Source organism: Mycobacterium sp. E136, from assembly GCF_001666865.1.
Classification (GTDB): Bacteria; Actinomycetota; Actinomycetes; order Mycobacteriales; family Mycobacteriaceae; genus Mycobacterium.
Genome location: NZ_LZJE01000176.1, coordinates 1 through 19,732 on the forward strand (window position 1 = coordinate 1; position 19,732 = coordinate 19,732).

Annotated in this window: 17 protein-coding genes; 9 read left to right on the forward strand and 8 right to left on the reverse strand. The window is 67.9% G+C overall.

Going from position 1 to position 19,732, the window contains the following annotated elements; all coding sequences use genetic code 11:
• The first annotated feature begins 200 nt into the window (after nucleotides 1–200).
• Complete coding sequence (locus A5698_RS11655) at nucleotides 201–2,357, forward strand: ATP-binding protein (RefSeq protein ID WP_231967382.1); 2,157 nt, start codon at nucleotides 201–203, stop codon at nucleotides 2,355–2,357.
• On the opposite strand, the gene A5698_RS11660 is transcribed toward A5698_RS11655, so the two are convergent.
• Both A5698_RS11660 and A5698_RS11665 read right to left on the reverse strand, forming a co-directional pair.
• On the reverse strand, nucleotides 2,354–3,733 hold the full coding sequence (locus A5698_RS11660) for an amidase (protein WP_068296677.1): 1,380 nt from the start codon (nucleotides 3,731–3,733) through the stop codon (nucleotides 2,354–2,356). The two genes, A5698_RS11655 and A5698_RS11660, sit on opposite strands and share 4 nt — an antisense overlap.
• Before the next feature lie 17 nt (nucleotides 3,734–3,750).
• Complete coding sequence (locus tag A5698_RS11665) at nucleotides 3,751–4,578, reverse strand: AraC family transcriptional regulator (RefSeq protein ID WP_068296679.1); 828 nt, start codon at nucleotides 4,576–4,578, stop codon at nucleotides 3,751–3,753.
• Nucleotides 4,579–4,672: 94 nt separating this feature from the next.
• On the opposite strand from A5698_RS11665, the gene A5698_RS11670 reads away from it, so the two are divergent.
• Genes A5698_RS11670 through A5698_RS11680 form a run of 3 tightly spaced genes read left to right on the forward strand, consistent with a single transcriptional unit; the run spans nucleotide 4,673 to nucleotide 6,057 of the window.
• Nucleotides 4,673–5,146, forward strand: a complete 474-nt coding sequence (locus A5698_RS11670) for a VOC family protein (RefSeq protein WP_068296683.1) — start codon at nucleotides 4,673–4,675, stop codon at nucleotides 5,144–5,146.
• A gap of 16 nt (nucleotides 5,147–5,162) precedes the next feature.
• Nucleotides 5,163–5,600 carry an HIT family protein gene (locus A5698_RS11675; protein ID WP_067092067.1) on the forward strand — a complete coding sequence of 146 codons (438 nt, stop codon included), beginning with the start codon at nucleotides 5,163–5,165 and terminating at the stop codon, nucleotides 5,598–5,600.
• A 10-nt stretch (nucleotides 5,601–5,610) separates the two neighbouring features.
• On the forward strand, nucleotides 5,611–6,057 hold the full coding sequence (locus A5698_RS11680) for a nitroreductase family deazaflavin-dependent oxidoreductase (protein WP_082964076.1): 447 nt from the start codon (nucleotides 5,611–5,613) through the stop codon (nucleotides 6,055–6,057).
• Here A5698_RS11680 and A5698_RS11685 read toward each other — a convergent pair.
• Together A5698_RS11685 and A5698_RS11690 are read right to left on the reverse strand one after the other, a co-directional pair.
• Entirely contained in the window at nucleotides 6,054–7,091 is a 1,038-nt protein-coding gene (locus tag A5698_RS11685; RefSeq protein WP_068296686.1) for an LLM class flavin-dependent oxidoreductase, read from the reverse strand. The two genes, A5698_RS11680 and A5698_RS11685, sit on opposite strands and share 4 nt — an antisense overlap.
• Nucleotides 7,092–7,160: 69 nt before the next feature.
• Nucleotides 7,161–8,003: a uracil-DNA glycosylase gene (locus A5698_RS11690; RefSeq protein WP_084792403.1), complete on the reverse strand. Its 843-nt coding sequence runs from the start codon at nucleotides 8,001–8,003 to the stop codon at nucleotides 7,161–7,163.
• Between the two features lie 59 nt (nucleotides 8,004–8,062).
• Between A5698_RS11690 and tap the strand changes: the two genes are divergently transcribed.
• Entirely contained in the window at nucleotides 8,063–9,292 is a 1,230-nt protein-coding gene (gene tap, locus A5698_RS11695; protein ID WP_068296689.1) for a multidrug efflux MFS transporter Tap, read from the forward strand.
• Here tap and A5698_RS11700 read toward each other — a convergent pair.
• Complete coding sequence (locus A5698_RS11700) at nucleotides 9,289–11,904, reverse strand: helix-turn-helix transcriptional regulator (RefSeq protein WP_068296693.1); 2,616 nt, start codon at nucleotides 11,902–11,904, stop codon at nucleotides 9,289–9,291. The two genes, tap and A5698_RS11700, sit on opposite strands and share 4 nt — an antisense overlap.
• A 100-nt stretch (nucleotides 11,905–12,004) precedes the next feature.
• Here A5698_RS11700 and A5698_RS11705 point away from each other — a divergent pair, with 100 nt between their 5' ends.
• From A5698_RS11705 to A5698_RS11715, 3 genes are all read left to right on the forward strand, one after another.
• Nucleotides 12,005–13,369, forward strand: a complete 1,365-nt coding sequence (locus A5698_RS11705) for an FAD-binding oxidoreductase (RefSeq protein WP_068296734.1) — start codon at nucleotides 12,005–12,007, stop codon at nucleotides 13,367–13,369.
• 225 nt (nucleotides 13,370–13,594) lie between these two features.
• The gene (locus A5698_RS11710) at nucleotides 13,595–14,758 is read left to right on the forward strand and encodes a cytochrome P450 (protein WP_502688908.1); all 1,164 of its coding nucleotides are present in this window, start codon (nucleotides 13,595–13,597) and stop codon (nucleotides 14,756–14,758) included.
• Nucleotides 14,758–15,342 carry a TetR/AcrR family transcriptional regulator gene (locus tag A5698_RS11715; protein ID WP_068296700.1) on the forward strand — a complete coding sequence of 195 codons (585 nt, stop codon included), beginning with the start codon at nucleotides 14,758–14,760 and terminating at the stop codon, nucleotides 15,340–15,342. Before A5698_RS11710 ends, A5698_RS11715 begins: the two co-directional genes overlap by 1 nt.
• Nucleotides 15,343–15,378: 36 nt before the next feature.
• Here the strand turns inward: A5698_RS11715 and A5698_RS11720 are convergent, their stop codons facing one another.
• The 3 genes from A5698_RS11720 to A5698_RS11730 all read right to left on the reverse strand — a co-directional run bounded on the left by A5698_RS11720 (nucleotide 15,379) and on the right by A5698_RS11730 (nucleotide 19,032).
• The gene (locus tag A5698_RS11720; protein WP_068296705.1) at nucleotides 15,379–16,095 is read right to left on the reverse strand and encodes a siderophore-interacting protein; all 717 of its coding nucleotides are present in this window, start codon (nucleotides 16,093–16,095) and stop codon (nucleotides 15,379–15,381) included.
• 112 nt (nucleotides 16,096–16,207) lie between these two features.
• Nucleotides 16,208–17,350, reverse strand: coding sequence for an acyltransferase family protein (locus A5698_RS11725; protein WP_068296708.1), 1,143 nt, complete (start codon nucleotides 17,348–17,350; stop codon nucleotides 16,208–16,210).
• On the reverse strand, nucleotides 17,347–19,032 hold the full coding sequence (locus A5698_RS11730; protein ID WP_068296712.1) for a DEAD/DEAH box helicase: 1,686 nt from the start codon (nucleotides 19,030–19,032) through the stop codon (nucleotides 17,347–17,349). The genes A5698_RS11725 and A5698_RS11730 overlap by 4 nt, the downstream gene beginning before the upstream one ends.
• A gap of 129 nt (nucleotides 19,033–19,161) precedes the next feature.
• On the opposite strand from A5698_RS11730, the gene A5698_RS11735 reads away from it, so the two are divergent.
• Complete coding sequence (locus A5698_RS11735) at nucleotides 19,162–19,701, forward strand: LppP/LprE family lipoprotein (protein WP_068296737.1); 540 nt, start codon at nucleotides 19,162–19,164, stop codon at nucleotides 19,699–19,701.
• The last annotated feature ends 31 nt before the right edge of the window (nucleotides 19,702–19,732 follow it).

The window sequence follows — 19,732 nt, forward strand, 5'->3', positions numbered from 1 at the left end:
CGCGCATGTGACTCGCAGTGGGTGCTGAAGACCAACATTCCGCGAGTGGCAGCGACCGCTGCGGTCTCGCGCGCGAGATCCCCTTCCATGTCCTGGCGCGTCTCCTGCGGTCGGGCACGCAGACCGACGGCCTCGACGCCGAGGCCGCGCGCGTCCATATCCGTAGTCAATTCGCCGACGCCACAGCCGAGGACCGATTGTTGCTCGAAGACATCATGGGTATCAGGGAAGCGACCACCGAGATGCCGGAGGTTGCCCCGGAGGCCCGGCGGCGGCGACTGACCGCACTCATCAATTCCGCGTCCATCGATCGTCCCGAATCCGCGCTCTACATCATCGAGGATGTGCAATGGATCGACGACGCGAGCGAATCGCTGCTGGCCGACTTCCTGGCCGTCATTCCGCACACGTCGTCGCTGACGCTCATCACCCACCGGTCCGAGTACCACGGCATCCTCGCCCGGCTGTCGGGATCTCAAACAATCGCCCTGCGGCCGTTGCGAAGTGCCGACGTGCGGACACTGACCGACGGTCTTCTGGGTTCGGACGCGTCCGTCGCGCCGTTGTCCACCACGATCGCCGAACGCGCCGCCGGAAATCCGCTCTTCGCCGAGGAGATGCTGCGCGACCTCGCCGAGCGTGGTGCGCTCGTCGGGCAGCCCGGCAATTACCGACTGGACAGTTCGGACGCCGAGGCGAACATCCCCGCGACGCTGCAGGCGGCCATCGGAGCCCGCATCGACCGACTCGACACTACTGCGAAACAAACGCTTTACGCCGCGTCAGTGATCGCGACGGAGTTCGACTTGGAAACGCTTGCCGCCCTGACGGACACCCCTGACGTCATGCCACTGATCGAAACCGAACTCGTCGACCAGGTGAGGTTCTCTCCCGAACCCGTGTTCGCGTTTCGGCATCCGATGATCCGATCCGTCGCCTACGAGAGCCAGCTGAGGGCGCAGCGGGCGCAATTACACCGCAGGCTGGCCGCGATCATCGAACAGCGGGATCCTGCATCGGCCGACAAGAACGCCGCGCTCATTGCCGAGCACTACGAGAGCGCGGGCGATCTGCGCGCCGCGTTCGACTGGCACATGCGCGCAGCGACGTGGGCGAACAACCGCGACAACCTCGCCGCGGCGACCAGCTGGCAGCGGGCTCAGCGGGCCGCCGACCGCCTTCCAGCCGACGAACCGGGCCGACTCGCCATGCAGATCGCGCCCCGTACCCTGTTGTGCGGAACCGGCTTCCGGCTGCTGGGCAGCGGGTTCGCCACGGGCTTCGACGAACTGCGTGAATTGTGCACTGCCGCCGGCGACCGGCGCTCGCTCGCAATCGCGCTGTCCGGCGCCATTATGGAGACGTTCTTCAATGCGCGTCGGCGAGAGGCGTCCGCGCTCGCCACCGAAGAGGTTCGTCTGCTGGAATCGATCGGTGATCCCGACCTGATCCTGGCGCTGGCCACCGTAATCCTCGCCGCGAAGCAGGAAACCGCCGAAATGCACGAAGTCCTGCGTCTATCCGAGTACGCCATCGCGCTCGCCGGAGGTGATCCATCGCGCGGTGGCGACATCGCGACCAGTTCCCCGCTTGCGTTGACGACTGGCTTCCGTGCGCTCGCCCGTTGGAGCCTGGGAATCGAAGGCTGGCAGGAGGATATCGAAAGAGCGTGCGAGATGGCTTCGGGCGCCGAAACTGTCACCCGCGGCGGCGTCATCTACTACACGCACACGATGGCGGTTCTGAACGGTGCGATCCGGCCCAGGGTCGCGATGGAATCTGAGCTGAAGACCGTTCTCGCCTCGGCGGAGCTGACCGGTGAGGACGTTGCGGTCGGGCTGGCGAAATCCAATCTCGCCTTCTGGCTGTTGAGGGGTGGCTCGGACTCCACCACCATGGCCATGCAGTTGCTTGCCGAGACTCGCGAGCTCACCAATCGGGACAGATATGCCAGGACCGCGATCCCGATGGTCGACACCTTCGTGGCGGAAGACAAGATGCGACGTGGAGAGCTCGAGATGGCCATAGAGCTTGCCCGCGCATCCGTCGCCGCGGAGATCGAGGACGACGGAAAGATGTTCCTCCCGATGATGACCGACGTACTTGTGCGCGCGTTGATTCGTCGGGTAGGGCCGGATGACCTACGCGAGGCCGAGTCGGCCATCGACCAGATGGCCGCGATTCCGCTCGAACCGGGCATCGTGCTCTACGACATCTGGCTGTTGCGTATGCGGGCCCTTCTCGCACAGGCGCGCAACGACCATGCCCGCTATCTCGACTTCCGCGATCGCTATCGGACGACGGCGCACGGCTTGGGCTTCGAAGGACACATCGCGTGGGCCGAGGCGATGGCCTAAGACACCGGCGGTCGGCGGTGCGCCCACGGCCGCGCACGCTCGATCTGTCCGGCGAGCGAGAGCAGTGTCGTCTCATCAAAAGGCTTGCCCACCAACTGCACGGACGTCGGAACGCCGTTGCCGTCGAAACCCCACGGCACGGCCGCCGCCGGCTGGCCCGTCACGTTGAACAGCGCCTGGAACGGCACTCGCGAGGCGACCGACAGCAGCGTGGACAGCATGCCCCAGCGCCGATACGCGCCGATGCGCGACGGGCCCCTCGCGGTGCCCGGAGTGACCACCACGTCGACATCGTCATAGATCGACTGAATCCGCTCGGCCGTACGGCTTTCCGCCTCACGAATGGCCTTCATCCGTCGATCGGAGATCATTCCGCCGACCCGCGCGAAGCTGCGCGTCCTGGCGTCGAGCCGCTCGGGATGAGGCAACGTCTGGACATCGTCGTAGCAGCCGCGGAAATAACGCGGCAGCGCCTGATCGAACATCACCGACGCCGGATAGTCCGGATCGCGGACGACGACGTCGTGGCCGAGTTCGCGCAACAGCTCGCCCGCCTCGGTCAGCGCCGCACGCTGCGAGCGCCCCACTCGGGTCATCAAGATCGGCGGGGGCTTGTCGCTCAACGCGATTCGGAGAGGTTGCGGATCCTTCTCCGCCGCCGCGACGAATCCGGACTCCCCCGTCACCGCCTCCATGAACAGGGCCGCGTCCTCGACCGTCCTCGCGAGCGGCCCATTCACGCTCAGGCCGTTCCAGGCGTCGTCGTGCGGTGCCATCGGTACCCGGTCCCGCTGCGGTTTGAGGCCGAACAGTCCGCACCATGTCGCCGGGATCCGGATGGAGCCCATCCCGTCGGAGCCGAGCGCGAGGGGCGCCAGGCCCGCGGCCACCGCCGCGCCGCTTCCGCCGCTGCTTCCGCCGGGCGCGAAGTCGACGTTCCACGGATTGCGGGTCGCGCCGAACGTCACCGTCTCGGTGAACGGCCACAGCATCATCTCCGGCACCGAGGTCTTGCCGATGATCACCGCGCCCGCGTCGCGCAACCGTCGGACCACCTCGGCGTCCCGGGCACACGCGGGACCGTGTGCCGCGCTGCCGTACGTCGTCGTCTCGCCTTCGACGTCGACGTCGTCCTTGATCGCGATCGGCACACCAAGCAGCGGTGACCGCTCCCCCGCGGTCAGCCGCTTTTGCGCGGCGTCGGCTTCGCGTCGCGCACTGTCGTGGAGCACGACGCGGTAGGACCGAAGCGTCGCGTCGAGGCGCGCGATGCGCTCGAGATAGTGACCGAGCAACTCCGGGGCCGTGATTGCGCCGGAGGCCAGCAACCGGGCCTGCTCAGCGGCGCCCGCGAAGACAAGCTCGCTGGTGTCCACGGCGGCAGCGTAACCGCTCAGACCCCGTGCCGGGCGGCGTATTCACCGGGTGTGGCCCCCAGCATCGTCCGGAAGTCGTTGATGAAGGGCGCTTGGTCGTACCACCCGAGGCGCACGGCGAGATCGGCGAAGTCCACGCGCGGGTTTCTCTCGATCTCGAGTGCCGCCTGCTGCAGCCGGTACCGGCACAGCACCCACTTGACCGGCACGCCGACATACCGGCGAAAGACGCGCTGTGTGGTGCGTGTACTCCACGGCGACAGCTCCATCACCTGTTCCACCCGGTGCAAACGGTCGTCGTCGCTGATCCGATGAACCAGATCACGCAGGGCCACATACGTTCCGTCGAGCTCAGCACCGTGTGCCGCGATCAGCTCGTCGAGCCGCTCGGCGGCCGACGTGACGTCATCGTCGAGTTCGACCGCGCCGCCGAAGAGACCGTCGTCCACGGGCGTGACCCGCCCGGTCATGATCGACGCGTCGCGGCCGAAGCGCGCGGTGAAGCCGCCTGGATGGAACCGGGCACCAACCACGGCGCCGCGTCCACGGATCGTCGTCTCGAATACGCGATCGACAACGCCGTGCACCAAGGTGTTCGGTAACGCAAAGCCGTGGCGCGCTTTGTCATTGCCCCATTCGCGGGTGATGTGCATCGACGGGAAGGTGATCACCGTGCTGGTGAACGGCTTCCCGTCGGCGAGATCCCAGCGAACCGACCAGAAGTGCTCGACGAAGGCAGCGGTTCGGCCCGACGGTGCCCAGCGGTCGAGGTCGTACACAGATGCGCCGGCAACGCGCCCGACGACACCGCGCATGGGCTCCGCCGACGTTCCGCCCTCGCGCATGCAATCGAGGCTACGAAACGCCAGACGCATCCCGCGTTCGGACTGTCGCGAAATTCCAATCACCCCGAGGTACGGGGCGCCCAAACTGGCGACCATGACCGTCAACAAGATTCCCGAGGGCTACACCAGCCTGACCCCGTTCCTCTGCGTCGACGGCGCCTCGGCCGCGATCGATTTCTACACCTCGGTGTTCGGCGCCACCCTGGTCGACCGGATGGACGACCCGAACGGGACCGTCGCGCACGCCGAACTCGACTTCGGCAACGGCCGCCTGCAACTGGGCGATCCCGCCGAGGCGTACCAGATCGCCGCGCCGGACGCGAGGATCCCCGCCACGCACTCGATCGCGCTGTACTGCGAGGACGTCGACGCGGTGGTGTCGCGCGCCGAGCAGGCCGGAGCGGTGGTGCGCGAGCCGGCGCAGACGTTCGTCACCGGCGACCGGTTCGCGTCGATCGTCGACCCGTTCGGCACGCGCTGGTCGGTGATGGCGCGCGTCGAGGACATCTCGCCGGAGGAGCGAGATCGGCGGTTGGCCGAGTGGGCGAAGGAGAACGTCGCGGGCTGACCGCTACCGTGGCGGCATGTCCTGTGTGTTCTGCGCCATCGTCGCCGGCGAGGCCCCCGCCATCCGCATCTACGAAGACGACGACGTCGTGGCCATCCTCGACATCCGTCCGTTCAGCCGAGGCCACACGCTGGTGATTCCGAAGCGGCACACGGTGGATTTGACGGACACGCCGCCGGAGACCGTCGCCACGTTGGCACGGGTGGGTCAGCGCATCGCGAGGGCAGCGCGCCGGTCCGGTTTGCACGTCGACGGCAACAACGTGGTGATCAACGACGGTAAAGCCGCTTTCCAGACCGTGTTCCACATCCACCTGCACGTGCTGCCTCGGCAGAACGGAGACAAGCTCTCGTTCGCCAAGAACATGCTCCTTCGCCGTGATCCGGACCGGGAGGAGTCGGGACGGCTGCTGCGGGAGGCGCTGGCGGAACTCGACTCGGCTGCGCAAGACTGAGCCCATGAGCATGCCCTGGTACGAGAAGTACATCGGCTATCCGATGCTGTTGCTGCACGACAAGATCTACAAGGGCACCAATGGCCGCATCGGCCATACGTTCCCCGGTGCACCGCGGATGCTGATCCTGCACACGGTCGGCGCGAAAACCGGTTTGCAGCGGTCGAATTCGCTTGCCTACGCCCGCGACGGGGACGACTACCTGGTCGTCGCGTCCAAGGGCGGCGAACCGAAAGCGCCCGGCTGGTACCACAATCTGAAGGCCGATCCGAACGTCGAGATCAACGTCGGACCAAAGCGCATCAATGTGACCGCCACACCAGTCGCCCCCGGTGATCCCGATTTTTCTCGGCTCTGGCGGATCGTCAACGACATGCCGGGCAACAAGGACCGCTACATCGGCTACCAGAAGCGGACGTCACGGCCGATCCCGGTGATCAAGCTGACCCCGGCCTAGAACAGTTCCTTCGCCAGCAGTTCCAGCGTCTTGTCGCGGGCCGGCGCGGCGGCCGGATCGGTGCCGCGGCGGGCCGACGCCACAGGGTTGATCATGACCTCGTCGACCCCGAACTGGTCGGCCAACGCGCGCACCTGCCCGGCCGCCTCGGTCGGATCGCCGACGACCGCGCGCCCGAACGCCGCCTCCGCGATGCGCTGCGCCTGCGGTGCGAGTTCCTGCTGCTCGGCGTCCTCGACCAGGTCCAGCGGGCCCAGCGGCTGACCGGTTCGCAGCCTCGCCATCATCTGGAGGTTGGGCAGCGCCAAAGCCGTTGCCTCATCGTGCGTTTCGGCGACGACGGCGTTGACGGTGAGGAACGTGACGGGTTCAGGCGCCAACTCGCTCGGCCGGAACTCCGAGCGATATGTGGCCAACGCCTCCGCGGTGCCCTGACCCGAGAAGTGATGCGCGAACACGTACGGCAGGCCCTTGGCGGCGGCCAGGTGCGCCGAGTACATCGACGACCCCAGCAGCCACAACTTCGGTTCGCTCGCGGCCGCGGGTGTCGCCTTGAGGATGTAGCGCTGGTTCGGGATCGGCACCCGCACCCCGCGCGCGCTCATCAGCGCGACGACGTCGTCGAGGTAGTCGGGGAACGCCTCGATGTCACGGTCGTCGCGGCCGGCGGCGCCGCGCAGCGCCATCGACGTCACCGGGTCCGACCCGGGTGCCCGGCCGATGCCGAGGTCGATGCGCCCCGGATGCGCCGCCTCGAGCAGCGCGAACTGCTCGGCCACGGCCAGCGGCGCGTGGTTGGGCAGCATCACGCCGCCGGACCCGACCCGCAGGTGCCGGGTGTGCGCGGCCAGATGGGCGATGAGCACCGGCGGGCTGGTCGCCGCCACCGAGGGCATGTTGTGGTGCTCGGCGACCCACAGCCGGGTGTATCCGAGGCGGTCGGCGATCTGTGCGAGCTGCGTCGATGCGGCCACCGCGTCGGAGGTCGACTGGTCGGTGCGCACCGGCACGAGATCGAGGACTGATAAGCGCATGGCAGTCACAACGCATTCAACCGCAGAGACGTTCCCCGCACCGCGCAGACCAGCGATTCCTCAGCGGGACTACTCGACGGCCGCCAGCTCTTTTGCCGTGCGGAAGACGTCGTCGAACATCTGCGGGGTCAGCTTTCCGGTGAACGTGTTCTGCTGGCTGGGGTGATAGCAGCCCACCAACGAGACGTCGCCCAGCTGCGCGGTGGCGCCGTGACCGAACTTCGGCGCGGGCACCGGCACCGGCACCCCGCCCGTGCGCAGCATCTGCAGCGCCGCCCGCCACGCGAACCCGCCGAGCGCGACAACCACCCGCACGTGGGCCGCGGTCAGCCGCCATTCGGCGTCCAGCCACGGGGCGCACGTCGCCCGCTCGGCCGGAGTCGGCGCGTTCGCGGGTGGCGCGCAACGCACTGCCGCGGCCACCCGGGTTGCCCTGAGCGTCAACCCGTCTGCGGCATCCACGCACAGTGACTGGTTGGCCAGGCCAACCCGGTGCAGCGCCGCGAACAAGAAGTCGCCGGAGCGGTCGCCGGTGAAGATCCTGCCGGTGCGGTTGGCGCCGTGGGCCGCAGGAGCGAGCCCGACGACGAACACCCGGGGCTCGGAGGAGCCCCATCCCGGTGCCGGACGGCCCCAGTACGGTTCGTCGGCGTACGACTTGCGCTTGAGGACGGCCGCCTCCTCGCGCCACTCCACGAGCCGGGGACACGCCCGGCACACCGAGACCTCGGCGTCGAGTTCGTCGAGTGATCGCGCCGCCGCGGCCATCGACTCGACTTGTGCGGCCGCCGCCGCGACGGCGGTCTTCGGTGTGGCCGGGTCACCCGGCCAGCCCGAACCGGCAGGAACCGGCGACGCGAACCGCCCACCGATCCGCGGGTGAGGCAACAGCTGCACAGCACCACTGTGCACGGTGCGAAATTCCGGTGCCGAGCGGCCCCGTGCGCTGTTAGATTCTGCCGCGATAACCCATGACGAATAGCAGGCGCGGCCCCCTACTACTGATCCTGTTCGCCGCGCTGACGGCCGGTGCCGGCAACGGCATATCCCTCGTCGCGTTTCCGTGGCTGGTGTTGCAGCGCAACGGATCTGCACTGGACGCGTCGATCGTGGCGATGGCGGGGTCGCTGCCCCTTCTGGTGGCGACGCTGATCGCGGGCGCCGCGGTGGATTATCTAGGGCGACGGCGGGTTTCGATGATCTCCGACGCGCTGTCCGCGGTGTCGGTGGCCGCCGTGCCCGTGCTGGCGCTGACGCTCGGCGTCGAGGCGGTCAACGTCGCGGTGCTGGCCACGCTGGCCGCATTGGGCGCCTTCTTCGATCCGGCCGGGATGACCGCGCGCGAGACGATGCTGCCGGAGGCGGCGAATCGCGCGGGATGGACGCTGGACCGCGCCAACAGCGTCTACGAGGCGGTGTTCAACCTCGCCTACATCGTCGGCCCCGGTATCGGCGGAGTGCTGATCGCGACGCTCGGCGGCATCAACACGATGTGGGTGACGGCGGCGGCGTTCGGCTTCTCGATCGTGGCGATCGCGGTGCTGCAACTGGAAGGAGCCGGCATTCCGGACCGCACCTCGCTGCCCGAGGGGGTGTGGGAGGGCGTCGTCGAGGGACTGAAGTTCGTCTGGCACAACAAGGTGCTGCGCGCTTTGGCATTCGTCGATCTGGTGGCGACCGGGCTCTACATGCCCATGGAGTCGGTTCTGTTTCCCAAGTACTTCACCGACCGCGACGAACCGGCGCAGCTCGGGTGGGTGTTGATGGCGTTGAGCATCGGCGGGCTGGTCGGCGCGCTCGGCTATGCGGTGTCGTCGCGGTACGTCAGCCGGCGGGCGACGATGTTGACCGCGGTACTGACGCTCGGGCTGGCCATGACGGTGATCGCGTTCCTGCCGCCGCTGCCGCTGATCCTCGTGCTGTCCGCGATCGTCGGCCTCGTCTACGGGCCGATCGCGCCGATCTACAACTACGTCATGCAGACTCGGGCTCCGCAGCACCTGCGCGGGCGGGTGGTCGGCGTGATGGGATCGCTGGCGTACGCGGCCGGGCCGCTGGGTCTGATCGTGGCAGGTCCGCTGGCCGACTCGGCAGGCCTGCACGTGACGTTCCTGGCGCTCGCGCTGCCGATGCTGCTGCTCGGAGTGGTCGCGGTGTTCCTGCCCGCGCTACGCGAACTGGACCGTCCGCCAACGGTTTAGCAACCAGGCCCCTGCCTGGCGATCGCGGCGAGTTCCTCACGGGAGTTCGCACCCACCCGTTGGCAGGCGCGATAGATGTGGCCTTCGACGCTGCGCACCGACATCACCAGCCGGTCGGCGATCTCGCGGTTGGACAGCCCGGCCACGACGAACTCAACGATCTCGCGCTGACGACCGGTCAGCGGTTGGCTGGCGGGCACTCGCAGCGCCGGTGTACACAGTCCGCCGCAGGCGTCGCTGAGTTCCTTGGCCACGGCGGCGGCGTACAGCCCGCGCTTGCGGTGCTGGGCGCGGGTGAACGCGACGGCTGCCTGTGCGGCGGCGTCGGCCGCGGCGGCCCGGTCGCCGATTGTGCGATAGGCGTCAGCGGCGGCGAGCAGTCCCTCTCCGTCGTCGGCGGCCAACGCTTCGGCATGCCGCGCAACGGCATCGGCCAACGGCAGCGCGAGTTCGCCGGCGACTCGACGCGCGGATGCGGCACACGAGGTGTCGCCCCACTGCGCCGCCGCCTGGTAGCACGCCAGCTCATGGGTGGGCTGACGGCGCGCGCGGGCCTGCGACGCCGCTGTCCGCACGACCGCGATGGCGTCGGTGACACATCCGTTGGCGACCAACGACCACCCTTCGGCGACGCTGAGGGTGGTCTGCATGAACGCGAAGTCGGGCGGCACGCTCTCGCGGGCTTCGGCGATCGCTGCCCCGGCCGCAGGCCCTTCACCGAGTTTCGCGTGTGCCTCCGCCAGGCCGAAGCCGGTGGACGGGCGTAAACCGCTTGCCACACCGTGCCTTTGGACACCGGCCAGCGCTTCGTGCAGAAGCTTCACGGCGTCGCGGACATTGCCACGCATGAGTTCGGCGTGCCCCAGCAGCGACGCCAGATTGGCGTAGGCCAGGCTGGGCACCTCGTCCGCCGAATCGGCCACTCGCCGCACCATCGCCGAGCACTCGTCGATGCGCCCGGTCAACCGGCACGCGCGGAGATAGACGCTGGCGAACCAGAACCGCATGTGCGATGCCTGAAACGACGTCATCGCCCGGTTCAGCGCCGACTCCGCGACCGTGGTGAGCTCATCTGTTCGGCCGAGCGCCCCCAGCGCCATCGTCAACGCCACCGACGCCATCATCGCGTCGAAGTCCGTCAACGACCCCGATTCCAGTGCCGCCGTGGCCTTTTCCAACGCCACCTCACAATGCGCCGATACGGCGTCGACGCACGCTTCGGCGGCCATGCGTGCGAACCCCTCGGCTGTCGTCTCGGGCGCCTCGGCCAGCCGGGCCAACACCTCGGTCGCGTCGTTGATGCGGCCGAGCATCCAGATCAGGTTGGCCACTCGTAGCAGAGACCACTGGTGCGCGCTCGTCGCACCGTCGACGGCCATTCGGTTCAAGACGTCCTCGGCCTCCGCGCCGCGGCCGAGCAGAAAAAGGTTCAACGCGCGCACCCCCGCGGCTTCGGCGCACCCGGCGTCCGCGGCGGCCGTCGCGAAGCGGTCGGCGAGTTCGAGGTCGAGCAGCGTCATCGCACAGCGTGCCGCTTTCAGGAAGACGTCGGGATCCGGCGGCAGGTCCGACTCGAGCGCCAGCAGCCCCCGGCGCACCGTGGCCTGAACGTCGCACTCCCCCTCTTCGGTCAGCCGACTGGCCAGCCTGCCACGGATTCTGGACAGGTACATCTCCCCGGCTGCGGCGCGGCGCAGTTCGCCGTACAGCGGGTGAGCCAGGCGGGCGACCAGGTCTGCCCCGCTTCGCTCGACCGTCACCAACCGCATCCGTTCGGCGGCCTCGAGCGCCTCCCGGTCCACGACGTCACACAGTGCGTCGACCGTCAGCGGTTCACATTGCGACAGGGTGTCGACCACCAGCGCCACCTCCGGCGTCAGCTCGCGCAGCTGGCGGCCGACCATGTCGCTGATGCTCTGCGAGACCGCGACGCCGCCGTCCCACATCCATACCCCCGCCGTCTGCCGCATCCGGCCGGCGTCGACCTGGTCCTTGACCAATTGGCGTAGAAACAGCGCGTTGCCGCCCGTCAGCTTCCAGAACCGCTGAGCGCTACGGGCATCCACGACGCCGCCGAGGCTCTCCTCGATGAGGGTGCGCGTCGCGTCTGCTGACAGCGGTGCGAGATCGAGGCGGACGAGCAGGCCATCCTTCCACAGCGCGGTGATGGCGTCTGGTTCGTCGGCACCCGAGCGCAGGGTGACGACCAGGCGGGCCGCCCGGCTCTGAGCGAGCTGGTGCACGACGTGCGCCGACAGTCCGTCGAGCAGATGCGCGTCGTCAATTCCGATCAGGGTTCGGCCGTGGCGCTGTTGCGCGACAAGGGAATTGATCAGCTGACGGACATTCGGCATCGGATCGGCGATGGCGTCGTTGATCACTGCCGTGAACGCACCGAGCGGCAGCGCCCGCGCTGACTCGGTGCCGACGACCCAATTCGTGCGCTCGCCCGCGCGTTCGGCGACCCGCAGCACCTCGCGCGCGAGCCGCGTCTTGCCCACCCCCGCCGCGCCGACGATCACGACGCCTGCTTTGTCACTGCCCCCGCTGAGTGCGCGGCGAATGGCTGCCAGTTCGCCGTCACGTCCCGCCAGCGGATCCCCGCTGATCACCGCGGAACTATATCCCGCCGTTTTCGCACCTGGGTTCGTTTTCGGGCCGCCGCGACTCGACGGCGGACTCGCAACCCACGCCGGCTCGTACCATTGCGTCGTGGACTCCCCCCTTGCCGATCTGGTGGACGCGCTTTCCGAGGGCGCCGTTGTCACCGATCCGGACATCCTGGGGTCATATCGCCAGGACCGGGCCTTCGACCCGAACGCGGGCACACCGCTGGCGGTGGTCCGACCGCGCACGACCGAGGATGTGCAAGCGGTCCTGCGCTGGGCCACCGCCAACAGGACGGCGGTGGTGCCGCGCGGTATGGGCACCGGCCTGTCCGGTGGCGCGTCAGCCCTCGACGGCGCGATCGTGCTGACGACGGAGAAGATGCGTGACATCACCGTGGACCCGGTGACGCGCACCGCCGTGGTCCAGCCCGGATTGCTGAACGCGGAGGTCAAGAAGGCGGTCGCAGAGTACGGACTGTGGTACCCACCGGACCCGTCGTCGTTCGAGATCTGCAGCATCGGCGGCAACGTCGCCACCAATGCCGGCGGCCTCTGCTGCGTTAAGTACGGCGTCACAACGGATTACGTGCTCGGCTTGCAAGTGGTGCTCGCCGACGGCACGGCGGTGCGGCTCGGCGGTCCGCGCCTCAAAGACGTTGCCGGCCTTCCGTTGACCAAGTTGTTCGTCGGCAGCGAGGGAACGCTCGGGGTGGTCACCGAGGTGACGCTGAAACTGCTGCCTGCGCAGTCGGCGGCGTGCACGGTGGTGGCGACCTTCGACTCGGTCGAGGCGGCCGCCACGGCCGTCGTCGCGATCACGGGAAAGATCCGGCCCTCGATGCTGGAATTCATGGACGCCACCTCCATCAACGCCGTCGAGGACAAGCTGAAGATGGGCCTCGATCGCCACGCGGCCGCGATGCTGGTGGCCGCCTCCGACGACCGTGGGCCGTCCGGCGCCCAGGACGCGCAGTTCATGGCCGACGTCTTCACCGAACACGGCGCCAAGGAAGTGTTCTCGACATCGGACCCCGACGAGGGCGAGGCATTCGTCGCCGCGCGGCGGTTCTGCATCCCCGCCGTCGAACTGAAGGGCTCCCTGCTGCTCGAGGACGTCGGGGTTCCGCTGCCCGCACTGGCGGATCTGGTCAGCGGCGTGGAGAAGATCGCGGCCAACCACGAACTGATGATCTCGGTGATCGCCCATGCCGGTGACGGCAACACGCACCCGTTGATCGTGTACGACCCCGCCGATCCCGCGATGTCCGAACGTGCCCACCACGCGTTCGGCGAGATCATGGATCTGGCCGTCAGCCTCGGCGGCACGATCACCGGCGAGCACGGCGTCGGCAGGCTCAAGCGCCCCTGGCTGGCGGGTCAGATCGGTCCCGAGGCGATGGAACTGAACCGGCGGATCAAGCAGGCGCTGGATCCGGACAACATCCTCAACCCCGGCGCCGCGATCTGACGTCTGATGTCGATTTCTGCGGCAAGGTCGCGACTGCGCGAAAACCACGACCGTGGTGCAGAAATGGCGACTCAGAGGCCGGGGCGACATCGCCCGGTAAGGGAATCCCTATTGACAGCCCCTGTGCTTCTGTCATACGAATGAGACGTGACGGCTACTCTGTCTCATGACACGCCGGTTCGATTCCAGCTCGCCGACGCCGACACGTGGGCCGATCCGTGGCCGATGTACCGCGCGCTGCGCGATCACGACCCGGTGCATCATGTGGTGCCGCGCGATCGGCCCGATCACGACTACTTCGTCATGTCGCGGCACGCCGACATCTGGGCCGCCGCACGCGATCACGAGACGTTCTCGTCGGCGCAGGGGCTGACGGTCAACTACGGCGAACTCGAGCTGATCGGGCTGGCCGACAATCCGCCGATGGTCATGCAGGACCCGCCGGTGCACACCGAGTTCCGCAAGCTGGTGTCGCGGGGGTTCACGCCGCGGCAGGTCGAAGCGGTCGAACCCAAGGTGCGCGAGTACGTCGTCGAACGGATCGAGCGCATCAAGCGCAACGGTGGCGGCGACATCGTGGCCGAACTGTTCAAGCCGCTGCCGTCCATGGTGGTCGCCCACTACCTCGGTGTTCCGGAGGCCGATCGCGACAAGTTCGACGGTTGGACCGAGGCGATCGTCGCCGCCAACACCACGGAGGGCGGAATCGGCGGTGCGCTGGAGACGCTCGGCGACAACCTGGGCGAGATGATGGCGTACTTCACCGATCTCATCGAACGACGCCGCGTGCAACCGGAGGACGACACCGTCTCGCATCTGGTTGCCGCGGGCGTCGGCGCCGACGGCGACATCGCCGGTGTGCTGTCGATACTCGCGTTCACCTTCACCATGGTCACCGGCGGCAACGACACGACCACCGGCATGCTGGGCGGTTCGGTGCAGTTGCTTCACCAGCGACCCGATCAGCGCCGCCTGCTCACCGAAAACCCCGATCTGATACCGGATTCCGTCGATGAGTTTCTGCGCATGACCTCCCCGGTGCAGGGGCTGGCCCGCACCGTCACCCGTGACGTGACGGTCGCCGACACCACGATTCCGGAGGGCAGGCGTGTGTTGTTCCTCTACGCGTCGGCCAACCGTGACGAGCGCCAGTTCGGCGACGACGCATCCGAACTCGACGTGACCCGTAAGCCGCGCAACATCCTGACCTTCAGCCACGGCGCCCACCACTGCCTCGGCGCGGCCGCGGCGCGTATGCAGTCGCGCGTCGCCCTCACCGAATTGCTGACCCGCATTCCGGAATTCGAGGTGGACGAGAGCAAGATCGTCTGGGCCGGCGGCAGCTACGTGCGCCGGCCACTGTCCGTACCGTTCGAGGTGACCGCCTGATGGCCGGCGACTGGCTGGCGGCGCGGCGCACCGAGGTGGCCGCCGATCGGATCCTCGACGCGGCGGGCGAACTGTTCACCCAGAAAGAGGCCGCCACCGTCGGGATGAACGAAATCGCTTCGGCGGCAGGGTGTTCACGTGCCACGCTGTACCGCTACTTCGAAAACCGCGAGGCGCTCTACACCGCGTATGTGCACCGTGAGAGCTACCGGCTCTACAGCGAGATGACCGAACAGATCAATGCGCTGACCGATCCCCGCGAGCGCCTGATTGAGGGCATGATCGCCTCGTTGCGCAACGTCCGCGAAAGCCCGGCCCTGGCGTCGTGGTTCGCCACCACCCAGCGACCGATCGGCGCGGAGATGGCCGAGGAGTCCGAGGTGATCAAGGCGTTGACCGAGGCGTTCGTCATCTCGCTGGGTCCCGACGACCAAGAGTTGGTCGCGCATCGCGCGCGGTGGCTGGTGCGGGTCATGACGTCGCTGATGCTGTTCCCCGGCCACGACGAGGCCGACGAGCGGTCGATGCTCGAGGAGTTCGTCGTACCGATCGTCCTGCCGGGCGAGCGGGAGCGGACGATCTAGCCGGGCCGTCAGGTCAGCCGGTAGCGCCCGGAGCCGTCAGGCGACCCAGTACGCCTGGGCCTTGATCGACTTCTTGGAGATCTTGTAGTCCTCGCGGAAGACCTTGGCCACCGCGCGAGTGGTGCGGTTGTCGCATGCGACCCATCCGAAGTGATCGGGCGCGTCGAACGCCGCCGCGGCAACGGCTTCGACGAGCGCCTCGCCGGCGTTCTTGCGGTCCACCCACATGACGTCCTTGCTGCGGGCGACCGGAAGCTGCCGGTCGTCGTCATGCGCCGCCTCGAGGAACACCCGCGCGGGGGTGTCGCCGATCGCGCTCAGCAGCGAGTTGATGGCGGGCAGCGATGCGGTGTCACCGACGATCACGTATCCGGCCGGCGAGGGTTCAGGCAGCGTGAAATTGCTGCCGAGCACCGTCACCTCGATCGTGTCGCCCGGTTGCGCGTTCTCCGCCCAGTGCGAGGCGATGCCGTCGTGCAACGCGAACTCGATATCGACGGTGTCGGCCGCAGGGTTCGGGTCGACCAGCGTGTAGCCGCGCTGATGCAGCTTGTCGCCGTCGGCGAACCACATCCGGATCCACATCGTCGGGTGTAGGGGCCGGTCGGCGAGCATGCCGCCCGCATCGAAGCTCAGCCGAACGTAATGCGGGCTGACCTCGCGTTTTCCGGTGACGGTCAGCCGATAGTCGCCTGCCCGCAACAGCTTGAGCACCGCACCCTGGAAACCGCGCGTTGGCTTCTTGTCCGACATAACCAGCCCTCCGTGTCGCCGTTCTGGTTAGGCTACCCTAACGATTCGGCGGGAGGTGTCGGCCCTTGAGGGGTTGATTGCCCGCACCGGGGTGCGTGCGATCGACCCCTTACTAGGTGGACCGCACCCGAGTGAACCGGTGCAGCAGCCACGCCAGCGGCACGGTCATCACGAAGGTGACGAGAAAGAGCATCACGATCGACCCGGTGTAGATCGGGTAGTGCAGGATCTCCACCATCGCGACCTCCATCGTGATGAGGTGGATCAGGAAGATCTCGTAGGAGATCTCCCCGAGGAACACCATCGGCCGACTCGACAACAGTCGTGCATAGATGCCTCGGTCGCCGAGCGCCAGCGGCGCGACCGCCAGTGTGGCGATCACCGCGTAGAAGAACGCCTTCACCACGGCTTCGCGCAACTCGTTGGGCGACGTGGTCGGCTCGCCGGCGATCGGGGTGGACGCGATGAAATAGCACGCCACCGCGACCGGGATGCACGCCAGACCGTAGGCCCGAACCCCCAGGGTTTGCAGCGCGGCCAGCAGCATGCCGCCGATGAACCACGCGAGGTACGACGGCAGCCACAGCCGCGCGCCGTCGGGCAGAAAGTCGGTGGTGTGCACCAGGATCAGCCAGGCCGGGGTGACGAGGGCGAGCGCGGTCAGTCCGCCGATCAACAGGCCGGGCCGCCACCGACGCCGGCAGAGAACCACCAGCAGCAGCCATGCGAGCAGCGGGAGCAACACGTAGAACGCGACCTCGACCGCGAGGCTCCACATCTGTGTAAGCCCTTGGTGCAGAAACGAATACAGGTAGTGGTCGGTGTAGATCTGCGTCAGGGTGAGGTTGCGGAACAACCCCTCCCAGGTGTGCCCGGGGTTCGGGCCGGCGGTCCGGAAGTGGTAGACGAGGTAGGCCACCAGCACGGTCACGACGTAAGCGGGCATGATGCGGCGAACGCGGTGCCACGCGTACCGGCGCACCGAGGGGGCGGGCCGTTCCTGCGCTGCCGCTTTCACCCACGGCGCGAACAACAGAAAACCGCTGAGCACGAAGAAGATCGGTACCCCGATCTCGGCGCGGGAGTACACCAGACCGACGTAGCCCTGCGGGTACTTGCCCGTCGTATACGCGGCGTGGGTCAGCATCACCAACAACGCCGCGACGGCGCGGATACCGGTGAGCGAGGCGACACGCTCGGCCCTGCTGACGGATTCCAGACCGCCCTGCGCGTCCAGCCCCCGCGACAACGTCATCTCTGCTTGTGCCGGCCCTTGTCCGGCCGTCGGTCAGGCTGCAGGTTGATCTTCACCCCCGAGATACGGGTGTTCTCAAGCGCTTTGAGCGTCTTCTTGGGCAGATCGGCGGGCAGCTCCACCAACGAGAAATCCGGGCGGATGGTGATGTGGCCGAAGTCGCTGCGGTGCAGCCCGCCCTCGTTGGCGATGGCGCCGACGATGTGGCCGGGTCCGACCTTGTGCCGCTTGCCCACCGAGATGCGGTAGGTGACCAGACCTTCGCGCGGTTTGCGGTCGGGTTTGTCGCGGCGGGGACGGTCCTCGCGTTCGCGGCGCTTCTCCGGCGGCGGTTCGACCATGAAGAACTCGTCGCCGCCCTGCGCCTGCGCGGCCAATGCCGCCGCGATGTCGGCGATCGGCACGTCGTGCTCGCGTTCGTAGTCCTCGATGATGTTGCGGAAGACGTCGGCGCCGGGAGCGTTGAGCGCTTCGGTGATCGAGTCGCGGAACTTGGCCACGCGCTGGGCGTTGACGTCCTCGACGGTGGGCAGTTCGGATTCGATGAGCTTGGAGCGGGTGGCCTTCTCGATGGCCTTGAGCAGGTGCCGCTCCCGCGGGGTGACGAACAGCAGCGCCTTGCCGGATCGGCCGGCACGGCCCGTGCGCCCGATGCGGTGCACATAGGACTCGGTGTCGTGCGGGATGTCGTAGTTGAGGACGTGGGAGATGCGCTCGACGTCGAGGCCGCGCGCGGCGACGTCGGTCGCGATCAGGACGTCGATCCTGCCGTCCTTCAATGCCGCGATGGTGCGCTCGCGCTGGGCCTGCGGGATGTCGCCGTTGATCGCCGCCGCGGCGAAGCCCCTGGCCTTGAGCCGTTCGGCGACCTCTTCGGTGGCCTGCTTGGTGCGGACGAACACGATCATCGCGTCGCCCTCTTCGACCTCGAGCACCCGCGTCAGCGCGTCCATCTTGCGGTGGCCCGACACCTGGATGTAGCGCTGCGAAATGTTCTCGGCGGTCGCGGTTTTGGCCTTGACCGTCACCTCGACCGGGTCGTGCAGGTATTTCTTGGTGATCTTGCGGATCGCGGGCGGCATGGTCGCCGAGAACAGCGCGACCTGTTTGAACTCGGGGGTCTCGGCCAGGATGCGCTCGACGTCCTCGGCGAAACCCATCTGCAGCATCTCGTCGGCCTCGTCGAGCACCAGGTAGTCGAGGCGCGACAGGTCCAGGCGGCCCTTCTCGAGGTGGTCGATCACGCGGCCCGGCGTGCCGACGACCACCTGGGCGCCGCGTTTGAGCCCCGCCAGTTGCGGGCCGTAGGACGATCCGCCGTAGATGGGCAGCACGTTGACCTCGGGCAGGTGGGCGCCGTAGCGGCCGAAGGCCTCGGCCACCTGCAGCGCCAGCTCGCGCGTCGGAGCCAAGACGAGCGCCTGGGTCGCACGGCTGCCGGTGTCGATCTTCGACAGGATCGGAATCGCGAACGCGGCGGTCTTACCGGTGCCGGTCTGGGCGAGACCCACCACATCGGAACCCGCCATCATCGCCGGAATCGTGGCCGCCTGGATCGCGGACGGGGTCTCGTAGCCGACGTCGGAGACGGCCCGCAGCACCGACGGGTGTATCTGCAGGTCGTTGAAGGTCAGGTCGCCGGTCGAGCCGTCCTGGCTCGCATCCGACTCGGCGGAGGTCATCGGGATCGAGTCTAGTGCCAGCAACCACCCGAATTTGCCACGCGGTGTGTCGGCGCGACCAGGTCGACGCGATTTGCAAGGGTGGCTCAGGTGATGTGCACGGTTCGGATCAACGGCTTCATCGCATCGATGGCGGCATTCTGGGCGACGGTTGCGGCCCTCGCCGGATGCGGGGCGAGCGACTCCACCGTCTCCAAGACGCCCGACGCCCTGCCTCCGGCCGCACCTCCCCCGGCCGCCGCGCCGCCGGCGCCAGGTCCCGCCGCGGCACCCGCCGCCCCGGCGGCTGCCGACCCGTGCGCGGTCAACCTCGCCGCGCCGGAGATCACCCGGGCGGTCGCCGAGCTGCCCCACGATCCGCGCAGCAAACAGGGCTGGAACCCGGAACCGATCGCGGGCAACTACAACGAATGCGCGCAGCTGTCGGTCGTCATCGTCAAGGCCAACACCAACGCCAGCAACCCCAACACCCGGGCGGTGATGTTCCACCTCGGCAAGTTCATCCCGACCGGGGCGCCCGACACCTACGGCTTCAACGGGGTGGACACCCTTCAAAGCTCCGGTGACACCGTCGCGCTGCGCTACTCGAACGGCATGCCGGGTCTCGACAGCGTCGTCAGGTTCCGCTGGAACGGAAACGGCGTCGAGCTGATCGGGAACACCGGCTGACCGGATTCCCGCGCGAACGTGGGTTACCCGC